We start from the raw sequence: 11,125 nt of genomic DNA, 5'->3' as shown, positions 1-11,125 counted from the left end.
AAGCTGAGAAGTTTATCGCTTTCTTTCCAGGTTTTGTAGCTTTTGCGCTAGCAGGCGCTGACGCCGAATAAGACGAAGATGTCCAGATAGAATTCCTTGGGTTAGGTGCTTTAGCTAGGTTGCTTCATTTTAGCTGTAATATTTTAGCTGTAATACAGAGAAGTACGCAGATTGGGGCGGTTGGGGTCGCCAATGAACGGTGAGCTTCCACTTCCTCAACTGTCACATTGGGCATAAGGCGTGACTGATTATGGCAGACGGAGCAGGCACATGACTCTTATTTGCCGCTGTTTAAGCCAGAGCCGGATTGTTCTAGGACTATCAGTACTTTTTAGGATTTTGCTCTCACCTATGAGAGATATTTGTGATTTCGATCCTAGGTAGAATTGAACGCTATTATGTTTCGGTTCAGATATGAGGCTGACATGTTTCCCTAAAAAGAACTAACTCCGAAAGGCTATCCCCACAAAACTACTGATGTAGGCTGTGTAAATCGGGTCTAATTTAAAGCATGTATGAAGGATGCACTACGAAAGTGCGATCGCATCTATTATTCGCATCTATCAGTAGCTTTCTCCCGCTGTTCCTGAGCATTTCAAACCGCGAATAAAGAGACGAGAAAACTGTTCGATCTTTTGAATTGTCGATGATACAGTCTCGGACGACAGGAATCGGGTCGAGCTTGTATGACTCTAATTTCGTCTTGGCATATCGTCTATGCCCTGCCTATTTCTGTTTATCTTTTCGAAATATCTGTTGTTTTGTATTCTGTCCTACCCCTAGCGCCACGACTATCTCCTCAACCATTTTCTCTACATAGCTGAACATGAGCATTATTACAGTTACAACCACTGCGGATAGCGGCAATGGTTCATTACGCAATGCGATCGCCACTGCCAAGAGCGGAGACACTATTCAGTTCTCAAACAGGCTGGCTAACAAAACTATCACCCTAAGAACTGGGCAGCTAGTCTTAGACAAAGATTTGACGATCGACGGTGGTAGAGCACCTGGACTGACGGTTAGTGGTAATCAGTCGAGTCGGGTCTTCTACTTAAATAGGAAGAAGACCGCAGTCCTCCGCAACTTGACTATTGCTAATGGTAAGACAATGGGCGCAGGCGGCGGAATTGATACGCGCCATGAGAGCACCATCACGCTTGATAATGTGAAGGTGCATAACAACACGTCTGAGCTAGGCGGCGGGATGCGAGTGGGACATTTAGCCAAAGCCACGATCCTTAACAGCAGCTTTAAGGGGAATGATGGCACGCTAACTGGCAAGCACAAAGGATTCAGCTCTGGCGCGATCGTTCACAACGAATCACGCGGCCAGCTCATTATTAAGGGCACCTCCTTTGAGAACAACAAAGGATTCAACGGTGGCGCTATCTACAGCTTTAGCAGCACGACCTTCACCGTTGAAGATTCAACATTCTTGAACAATGTCGCTAAGAATCGCGCTGGCGGCGGCGCAATCATGACAGATGGAGTGAGTTCGAAGAACTATAACTCCGGTCTCAAAAATGACGGCAAAATTATCATAAAAGGCAGTAGATTTGAGGGCAACCGGGCTGAAGGTCTAGGTGGTGCGCTTTATCTATGGGGCTATGGAGATGATCAGGCAATCATCAAAGATACGGTGATTGTCAATAACACCGTCGATTTCAATCGTAAAAATCAAGCTAAAGGCGGTGGGCTTTGGGTAAAGATGAAGCTCAATATGGATGGTGTTACCGTCGCTGGAAACACAGCACAGCAGCAAGGCGGTGGCCTGTGGCTAGAATCTAGACAGCCTGCAGCCATCGTCAACAGCACCTTTTCTGGCAATGAGGCCGTTCGCGATGCTGGAGGAGCTATGTTCCTCAACAACAGCTCGAACCCTGTCAATATCACGAATTCTACAATTGCTTATAACGAGGCAGGTAGGGCCAACGGCGCACTGTGGTTTGATAGAAGGGGCCAAATCAAACTAAAAAACTCAATTGTAGCTTTCAATACCGCCCGCAAAGATCGTAGGCAGGATCAAGTTGGTTTTCGTGTCATAGACAACGGCGGCAATCTAGAATTCTCGCTATCTAGAAAAGCTATGCGGATGAGTTCTAAAAGCCTTGTAGCTGATCCTCTATTGCAGCCTTTAGAGAGGGTAGACGGTGTTCTAATCCATACTCTGGCCTCCGACAGCCCGGCTATAGACGCAGGCGTACGCAAAGGTACACCCGAACTTGACCAAAGAGGTCTAGATAGGGATAAACAGCCTGATATCGGTGCTTTTGAATATGTTGAGAAGACTAGTCATCCCATAGTACAGCCGCCAATGGGGTCGGTAGCCTATTTCGACTTCGATCAGACAGATGGAAATGTTGTGCGCGATCGCTCCCTTAACGGAAAATCCCATACTGGCAAGCTGGTTGGTCGGGCAAAGCTTGACCCAGGATTGAATGGTAACGCGCTTTACCTAAGCGGTAATCAAGACGGTATCAGAATAGGCAATTCAAGCGATATTAACTTAGATACGCATAGGCAACGAACGATTTCGCTAACTTTCAAAGCTAGTGAACTGAATACTGGCAAACAGGTTCTCTACGAAGAGGGTGGAAAGAAACGAGGTCTCAATATTTACATCGACAAAGACCGACTCTACGTAGGTGGCTGGAACAATGTCACCGAAGAGAGCAGCTGGAAAGGTACCTGGCTTAGCACTAGCAAAGTATCCGAAGACCAGTGGCACCAGGTTGAGCTAGTGCTCGACGGTGGAAAGGCTGTAGCCCAAGATGCCATACGCGGCTACATCGATGGAGAGCAGTTTGGCAGCGGTGCTGGTTCTCAGCTATGGCGACATAGCGGCGGTATTGGAGTTGGTGCAATCAACAGCGGTACTTTGTTTCACGATGGCATACAGGCAAGTAAAGGTGCTGGTTTTACAGGCGTTGTGGATGAAGTCGCGATATTTAATGATGCTCTAACCAATAGTGAAATCAGCGCGCTTTTGTGAGTCTGGATACAACGACTTACGAATAGAGACAGTAGGGTTAGATAGTTTTTTGACTACTCTGCGCTCTTGAATAGACACAGTTAAAGCCTCGAAATGGTTACGTTTCGAGGCTTTGAATTGGATAGCAATATGGTGGGCAGGACCAAAGTTTACCTATCTTGTCCTAGAATTTCTTTGAACGATTGCAATTTGATTGGTTTTCGAGTTGCTCGTAAATTTCGTATGAAGCCTCCGGGCGACCATCTAACTATGTCTTGATGTATGACAAAATTTAAAAAAATTGATATGTGGTTTTCATCCGAGCAGATCAGCTCGCTTCGGAAAACCCTTCTATTGTAATTAGTACAAATAAGAAAAACTGGCTTCTCATGCGACTAAGACTGCCTAGAATAGCCAAAAGCGTAGTGAAGGCTACTAGCTTCTGGAAAGAGAATCGTCTGATCTTGCGTGAGTTCAGACACTTTCGTCGGGTCGCCGTGTTAGCTGTTGTCTTTGCACTTATAGCGGCTTTTTTTGAAGGGGTTACGGTTGGCTTTATTGCCTCGTTTCTACAAGGCTTGACTAACCCTGAAGAACCCCCTATTCAAACGGGCCTTGCTTGGTTTGATACGGTAGTTTTAGCAACGGAAGCTCCCGCCGCAGAAAGGCTGTATCGGCTCTCTGGGCTGTTGCTAGTCGGTGTATGTATGAAGGCTGGGTTTGACTATTTAGGCAGCGTATATTCTAAGCGAGCCTCTTTGAGTCTAGTAGATCAGCTGCGTCAGAGAATCTTCGATCAGCTAGAAAGTTTGAGTCTGAGCTTTTATTCGACTGCTAACCCAGGCGCTTTGATCAGTACAGTTAGAGGAGAGGTCAATCAGGTTCAGAGAGCATTTAACGTGCTGTCTACTTTTATAGTTCACGGTTCTAAGCTACTAGCCTATTTAATCTCTATGCTGTTGCTGTCGTGGCAACTGTTTGTGACTTCGGTGCTAGTGTTTGGACTGATGTCTGTTGGTTTGACTTCTTTGACCGCAAGGGTCAGAGAAGCGAGCTTTAAGGTGCCAAAGGCTAACAAGAAGTTTACGTCTAGCGCACTGTCTTTTATCAGCGGAATTCGTACGGTTCACGCTTCTGGGACTCAGAAGTTTGAACGCCAGCGATACTATGCGGCTACGCGAGAAGTTTATCGGGCTCAGTTTAGCTTGATTAAGCTGTCGTCTCTCGTGCAGCCCATAGTTGAGGTATTAGGCGTGATACTCCTAGTTGGTATGGTAGTAGTGTCTTACAGCTTGTTGATTTCTACAGGGCGGCTAAGGGCAGCTGAGCTACTAACTTTCTTGTTTGTGTTGATCCGAACAACGCCGTTAGTATCGTCGCTCAACAATGTCAGAGTCACTTTTATTTCCTCACAGGGCTCTTTGGCGGCGGTTAGCGAGCTGCTGCAGCGTGATGATAAGCCCTACTTTGTAGATGGACAAAAGTTATTTACTGGCTTACAGCGGTCAATTGACTTTGAATCAGTTGATTTTTCCTACGTTCTTGGAGAACCAGTGTTGCATGACATCACTCTATCGATTAAGCGAGGGGAAACAACAGCTTTAGTAGGATCTTCGGGAGCGGGTAAAACGACCTTGGCAGATTTGCTGCCAAGGTTTTATGACCCTACTAGAGGAAGAGTGATAGTAGACGGTGTGGACTTGCGCGAACTGAAGATTAATTCGCTACGTCAGAAGATGGCAATTGTGAGCCAGGATACGTTCATCTTCAACACTACGGTCAGAGAGAATATTGTCTACGGCGTTGACCGTGCCACTGACCAGGATATCTATGAAGCTACGCGAATGGCTAACGCCTTAGACTTTGTTCTTGATCTGCCGTTAGGATTTGAGACGGTTCTAGGCGATCGCGGCGTTCGTTTATCAGGTGGACAGAGGCAGCGGATTGCGATCGCTCGCGCGCTGCTACGCAATCCAGAGATTCTAATTCTAGATGAAGCTACTAGCGCCCTAGATTCCGTAACAGAGAATTTGATTCAAGAGTCTCTGGAGAAGCTATCAAAAGGTAGAACAGTCATTGCGATCGCCCATCGCCTATCAACAATATCTGGCGCAGATAAAGTCGTCGTAATGGAAAAAGGGCGGATTGTCGAAGTCGGCAGATACCAAGACCTGCTAAGAGCACGCGGGGGGCTGTGGAAGTATCACCAGATGCAGCACAGCTTAGAACTGGCGTAGGATATATACTTACACACTAATTATGAATGTTTTAATTACTGGAATCGCGGGTTTCATTGGTTACTCATTAGCGCAGCGGCTACTATCAGAAGGTTTTTCAGTATACGGAATAGACAATTTAAACGACTATTACGACGTTAGTCTCAAAAAGGCTCGACTTGAAAAACTGCAAACTTTTCAGAATCTGACTTTTCAGAAGATAGATGTTTGTGAAAGAGAAAAAATACGCGATCTGTTTTGCGCCATCCAGTTTGACTATGTTTTCCATCTTGCGGCGCAAGCAGGCGTTCGATATTCAATCGAGAACCCGTTTGCTTATGGCGATAGCAACTTATCGGGCTTTCTAAACATTCTCGAAGCCTGTCGAAATGCACCGCCTCGACATTTTATCTTCGCCTCATCTAGCTCTGTCTATGGGGCCAACCGTAAAGTTCCTTTCTCGATCTCTGATAGCGTAGATCATCCGGTTTCTCTCTATGCTGCAACCAAGAAGGCAAATGAACTGATGGCGCATGCCTACAGCCATTTATATGAGATACCTACCACGGGGCTGCGATTCTTCACAGTGTATGGTCCCTGGGGAAGACCAGACATGGCTTACTTCAAGTTTGTCGATGCGATTGCTCACGATCGTCCGATCGAAGTTTATAACTACGGTAAGATGAGACGGGATTTTACATACGTTGATGACGTTGTTGAAGGTATTGTTCGCATAGCACGGCATCCGCCGGAATGTGTTGAATCGACGACTAACACTTCTAGCAAAGCACGCTTCAAGGTATACAATATCGGAAACAACAATCCTGTCGAGCTACTCGAGTTTATCAACGCAATCGAATCCGCGATGGGTGAGAAAGCGAACATGATCATGAAGCCGATGCAGCCAGGAGATGTCGTAGAAACTTATGCAGATATTGAAGAGCTTAAGGAGAAGATAGCGTTTTCTCCTAGTACCTCTATCGAAGATGGAATTTCAAGATTTGTAGAGTGGTATACAAAATACTATGTGCGCCTTTAGTTGAAGCAAATTTAGTCATAGTAGATGATCCTTGCAAGGGGTATATACGGAGATATTTTTATGCATTCTCTAAAAAGAAAAGTAGAGCCACCTCTAAGCTTCAAAGAAGAGGTTCCACTGGCACCTTATTCAACTTGGCACATAGGAGGTCCTGCCCGGTGGTTAGTAGAACCTACTGTTGAGGAACTGCCTAGTCTAATCAAATGGGCTTTTCATCACGACGTTCCTGTTTACTTTCTAGGTCGTGGCTCCAACATCTTAATTGATGATGCAGGTCTACCAGGTTTGGTAGTTGTGACTCGTAATTCTATGACTGAGCTACGACGAGAAAAAGACCTAATCGTCGCTGATAGCGGAGTTTTCTTACCTCACCTTTCGCAGTTTGCAGCTAAAGCGGGATTCTTAGGATTCGAGTTTCTTATAGGCATTCCTGGCACTGTGGGAGGCGCACTAGCGATGAATTCAGGACTGACTGTCTTTCGGCCTCGCGAGATGGCCTCTATTGTTAAAGATTTTGATGTTGTAAATGTTGATGGCAGCTTTGAAACGCTGACCCTCGAAGAGATCAACGTCGGCTACCGTAGGACGGATTTACTTAGCGGCAAACGATTCGTAACGAGAGTTCGCTTTCGGCTAGAGAGCAAAGGCGACCCGGAAGAGATTCGTAGCAGTACGCTCGCCCATCTAGCAGAACGTAAACGTAAGCAACCTTTGGATAAACCAACAGCGGGTAGCACCTTCAAATCGCCACCGGGTAGTAAAGGTGCTGGGTGGTACATCGAGCAGGCAGGGCTCAAAGGATTTCAGATCGGCCAAGCGAAAGTTAGCCCAAGGCATGCTAACTGGATTGAGAATCTAGGCAACGCGACCGCAGCAGATGTGCGATCGCTCATAGAACATATTCAAAATAGAGTCAAGGTACATAGCGACATTCAACTTGAGCCTGAAGTTATTTTCTTCGACTAAACTTAGTTATTATTGGACTCATCCCATGATCACAACAAGAATCAACCCTAAAAAGGCCAGCTCCTTAAAAATGCAGGTTGCAGGGCCGCAGGTACCTTCTGGAACAGTCCGGGTAAGCGGAGCAAAAAACGCAGCTACTCGCCTTATGGCGGCGGCGATGCTGACTGATGAGCCTGTCGTTTTGCTCAACTTTCCAACAGGTCTAGTAGACGCTCGGCATAAAGCTCGGTTTATAGAGGCAATGTCTGGAGAGGTCACTTTCGATACCCCCGGCTCAACTGCTTTTCTAAACTGTGCCGACTTCGAAGCTCGTCAGTTAGAAGATTATGACTTTCCTATTCGAACTACCTATCTGCTAGCAGCAGGCCAGTTAAATCGGCAGGGCATAGCCTATGTTCCCTATCCTGGTGGCTGTAAGCTGGGCGATCGCAAGTACGATTTGCACCTAATGGTGTGGGAATCTTTAGGCTGTCGTGTAGAAGAGAAGTCTGACCATATAGAAGTTTCAGGTCGTCTTCTCGGCGGAGATATTCACTTTCCCCTTTCTACTGTGGGCGGCACAGAGAATGCATTACTGTGTACATCTGTTGCTAAAGGTACATCTAGAATCCACAATGCTTACATCACGCCTGAGATCGAAAACCTAATTGACCTGCTCACGCTTATGGGGGCTAAAATCTCGGTTCGAGGAATCAGCCTCATCGAAGTAGAAGGGGTAGAACAACTGCGAGGAGCTACTATACCTGTTATTCCTGACCGGATTGAAGCGTTGACTTGGCTCGTGTTTGCCGCAGTTTCAGGTGGAGATGTTCTAGTCGAGAATGTGCCATTTTCTATGATGGAGATTCCATTACTTCATTTACAGAAGGCTGGAATTGACTATTTCGCCAACTCAACTTCTGTCTGGGTATCAGCAAGAGCGAAGGCGCAAGCGGATATTCAGCCCTTTGAAGTTGCCTGCGGTACCCATCCTGGCATCATCTCTGATATGCAGCCGTTTTTTACTCTGCTGGCGCTGCACGCAAAAGGCAGGAGTCTGGTAGTTGACTATCGCTATCCTGACCGAACGGCTTATCTAGAGCAGCTTTCAAAAATTTATTCCGATTCCATAACCTTCGAATCTGGCAAAATCGTTATCGAAGGCTCGAAGAAACCAACTGGTGCGGTTGTTACTTCGACTGATTTGAGAGGAAGCATGGCTTTGGTTTTAGCAGGGATATTAGCAGAGGGTGAGAGCGAGGTCAAAGATGTAACTATGGCTCTGCGCGGCTACGATCAGATGAAGGAAAAGCTGGCCAGCTTGGGTATTGATATTGCAATTGGCGCATAGGCTCTTTTGTAAGATTCTAGAAAGAGCTCAATCTTTCAAGGTTAAAACTGCACAGATAATTTTGTCCAACATTTCTAAAGGATGGGTGTAGTCGAAGATGGATGAATTAATTAGCGTAGTAACGGGCTTCTATAACAGGGGGGATTTAGTAGAGTCCTCTGTTGGAAGTCTGTTGAATCAGAGTTACCAAAATATTGAGATAATTGTTTTTGATGACAACTCAACTGACAATACTTACGAGGAACTTTTAAAAATAAGGGACGATAGACTTAAAATCATTCATCATGAGGTCAATACTGGATTCGTAACCGGGCTAATTAACGCCGTGGAAAAATCTTCGGGTAAATATATAGCCATACATGGGTCAGGAGATATTTCTTATCCAGAAAGACTTAGAAAACAATATGATCTGCTATCCTCAGACGATGCATTTGGTGCAGTTGGGTGTGACATTTTGAACTTTGCTCAATCTCCTGACGGGAAGATTGCAAGTTTTGTAAAAAAGTGTGTCGCAGATAAAAAAGACAAGGATGGATTGATAAATGGAAGCAACTGCTTCTCTCATGGAGAGGTCATGATGAAGCGACAGTATTACGATATGGTAGGTGGCTATAGAAAGGCTTTTTACTTCTCTCAAGATAGAGATCTGTGGCTTAGACTAATAGACGTTTGTAAGTTTGGCGCTATTAACGAAGTCTTATACGAGCGTATATATATACCCAATAGTTTAAGGTTCAACGTCAAGAAAGTAATTGCACAGAAGAAGTATTCAGAGCTCGCCAGACAGTGTGCGGAGATGAAAAAAACTGGAAAAGATGATCTGGTCGATTCATATGGAATACATGCTGTTGGATTTTTGAATAATTCAAAAAGACTGTCTTCTTCTTATTACCATATGTTTCTCAAGTACTTGAGAGAAGACTTTGAGACTTCTTTGGAATGTTTAAGATTGGCTAATAATGGACAGCTTAGATGGTTGAGTTTCGTCAGCTACAGCACAGTACGTATTCTAGGAAATAGCCGACTTTCTGTTTTCTTGGTTGGTAAGTTCTCTATCCTCTCGATGACTTTATTTAAGATAAAAAGAAAAGTGGTAAGCCAAGGCGGGAAATTTAGATCGTTTCTCCGCTCTGCAGATCTAACGGTGTATCCTTCTGGGCATGCATCCAAGGAGCAGACTTGAGTAGTACAGGGCAGACACGATGACTTGGACTATCAGAAGTAGGTCTCCTACTTCTGTAACTAGCATTGTATGGGTACTTAGTAAGCTTTAGAAATATTCTATCGATCAACCTTCACTACTAAAAGATTTAGGGTGCTACTTGGTAAGAAGACGGCATGACTAACGACACTAACAGCAGCTTCACGATCGGCATAGTCGTTCCCTACTTAAAGTCTAGAGGAACTGAAAAACAGGCACTAGCGCTTGCAAAGGGCTTCATAGATAAAAAGGCTAAAGTGATTCTGTTTGTGGTCCAAAGCTGGGGACTTGAGCATATGTATGACGCTTTCTCCAAAGCTGGTGTGGAGGTTGTCAACGTAGGTTTGGCAATTGATATCAATCAGAAGAAGGTCGATAAAAAGCGAGTCTTCAAGCTAGCAAGTTTGGCTCGTCACTGTCAGTGCAACATTCTGCTTAGCAGAGCAGGCATGACCAACCAGCTCTGTGGCCGTGCAGCAGTTCTAGCTCGAATTCCATCGGTTGTCGTTGCTTCTAGCGCAGTTTCATCTTCTAGAGTAGTTAGCAGTAATTCGGCGAAAGAGCTATTAGCAACATTGAAACGGCAATCTGAGTTTGGCTTTCCAAGCCGGGTTGTGACCGTCTCGACTGAGGGTAGCAAAAAGCTAACGTTAGATTATCCAAAGCTTGCTAATCGAGTCTATCCAATCAATAACGGTGTAGATATAGAGGCGGTGCGCCTGCTCAGCGAACAAGAAACATCTATCAGCCTGCCAGAAGATAAGTTCAACTTATGCTACGTAGGCAGCGTTGAACTACAGCGAAAGGGGTTGGACACACTCATTGGAGCTCTTGATCTACTAATTAACGAGTATGGACAAGAAGATATTCTACTAAACATCGTAGGTACAGGCGAGGACCAGAAGAAGGTGTCAGAGCTTGTTCAAGACTGCCGGTTGGATTCGTATGTAACATTTATAGGTGAGGTAGAAAATCCCTTCCCAATCACCAAACAAGCCGACGTTTTTATCCTTCCTTCGCGTAGAGAAGGACTGCCGAATGCCCTACTAGAAGCAATGTCACTTGGGGTATGTGCTATCTCTACCGATTGCAATACCGGTCCAAGGGAAATTATTCAAGATGAAGTCAATGGACTATTAGTCTCTGTAGACGATAGTGAAGGTATGGCTAAGGCAGTACTACAAGTCAAAGAAGATAGTGGTTTTAGAAACCGTCTTGCTCGCAGTGGACGTCAAACTATTGAAGAGTCATTTTCGTATCAAGGTATGATAGATGCTTACTACAGTCTTCTTTCTAGCCTTTCATCTAAATAGACTATTAAATAAAATCTGTAAATCTGTTCAAAAAGATGAATCTTTACGACATCATAGTAAGTAGTGCTAGTGCAGCCTTGTTATTG

The 11,125-nt window shown here is 45.1% G+C and carries 7 protein-coding genes; all 7 read left to right on the top strand.

Translation table 11 applies throughout. The features are described 5' to 3' along the window. Nucleotides 1–826 precede the first annotated feature (826 nt). The 7 genes from IQ256_RS09795 to IQ256_RS09765 all read left to right on the top strand — a co-directional run bounded on the left by IQ256_RS09795 (nucleotide 827) and on the right by IQ256_RS09765 (nucleotide 11,039). Nucleotides 827–2,995: a LamG domain-containing protein gene (locus tag IQ256_RS09795; protein ID WP_193855363.1), complete on the top strand. Its 2,169-nt coding sequence runs from the start codon at nucleotides 827–829 to the stop codon at nucleotides 2,993–2,995. Nucleotides 2,996–3,363: 368 nt separating this feature from the next. Next, on the top strand, nucleotides 3,364–5,211 hold the full coding sequence (gene hepA / locus IQ256_RS09790; protein ID WP_193855362.1) for a heterocyst formation ABC transporter subunit HepA: 1,848 nt from the start codon (nucleotides 3,364–3,366) through the stop codon (nucleotides 5,209–5,211). A gap of 22 nt (nucleotides 5,212–5,233) precedes the next feature. Continuing rightward, on the top strand, nucleotides 5,234–6,229 hold the full coding sequence (locus IQ256_RS09785) for an NAD-dependent epimerase (protein ID WP_193855361.1): 996 nt from the start codon (nucleotides 5,234–5,236) through the stop codon (nucleotides 6,227–6,229). A 60-nt stretch (nucleotides 6,230–6,289) separates the two neighbouring features. Then, nucleotides 6,290–7,195, top strand: a complete 906-nt coding sequence (gene murB / locus IQ256_RS09780) for a UDP-N-acetylmuramate dehydrogenase (protein ID WP_193855360.1) — start codon at nucleotides 6,290–6,292, stop codon at nucleotides 7,193–7,195. A 25-nt stretch (nucleotides 7,196–7,220) separates the two neighbouring features. Next, nucleotides 7,221–8,525, top strand: a complete 1,305-nt coding sequence (locus tag IQ256_RS09775; RefSeq protein ID WP_193855359.1) for a UDP-N-acetylglucosamine 1-carboxyvinyltransferase — start codon at nucleotides 7,221–7,223, stop codon at nucleotides 8,523–8,525. Nucleotides 8,526–8,622: 97 nt separating this feature from the next. Beyond that, a complete protein-coding gene (locus IQ256_RS09770) occupies nucleotides 8,623–9,708 on the top strand; it encodes a glycosyltransferase family 2 protein (RefSeq protein WP_193855358.1) in 1,086 nt (361 codons plus the stop codon). A 155-nt stretch (nucleotides 9,709–9,863) separates the two neighbouring features. After that, nucleotides 9,864–11,039, top strand: a complete 1,176-nt coding sequence (locus tag IQ256_RS09765) for a glycosyltransferase (RefSeq protein WP_193855357.1) — start codon at nucleotides 9,864–9,866, stop codon at nucleotides 11,037–11,039. Nucleotides 11,040–11,125: the final 86 nt, after the last annotated feature.

Origin of the sequence: cf. Phormidesmis sp. LEGE 11477 (genome assembly GCF_015207105.1) — a bacterium.
In the GTDB taxonomy this organism is placed as follows: Bacteria; Cyanobacteriota; Cyanobacteriia; order Phormidesmidales; family Phormidesmidaceae; genus Phormidesmis.
This window is presented reverse-complemented; position numbering and strand designations above follow the sequence as displayed.

Excerpts from the sequence above, each read along its gene's own strand:
- IQ256_RS09795 (WP_193855363.1), top strand. The coding sequence starts at position 827 with ATGAGCATTATTACAGTTACAACCACTGCGGATAGCGGCAATGGTTCA.
- hepA (WP_193855362.1), top strand. The coding sequence starts at position 3,364 with ATGCGACTAAGACTGCCTAGAATAGCCAAAAGCGTAGTGAAGGCTACT.
- IQ256_RS09785 (WP_193855361.1), top strand. The coding sequence starts at position 5,234 with ATGAATGTTTTAATTACTGGAATCGCGGGTTTCATTGGTTACTCATTA.
- murB (WP_193855360.1), top strand. The coding sequence starts at position 6,290 with ATGCATTCTCTAAAAAGAAAAGTAGAGCCACCTCTAAGCTTCAAAGAA.
- IQ256_RS09775 (WP_193855359.1), top strand. The coding sequence starts at position 7,221 with ATGATCACAACAAGAATCAACCCTAAAAAGGCCAGCTCCTTAAAAATG.
- IQ256_RS09770 (WP_193855358.1), top strand. The coding sequence starts at position 8,623 with ATGGATGAATTAATTAGCGTAGTAACGGGCTTCTATAACAGGGGGGAT.
- IQ256_RS09765 (WP_193855357.1), top strand. The coding sequence starts at position 9,864 with ATGACTAACGACACTAACAGCAGCTTCACGATCGGCATAGTCGTTCCC.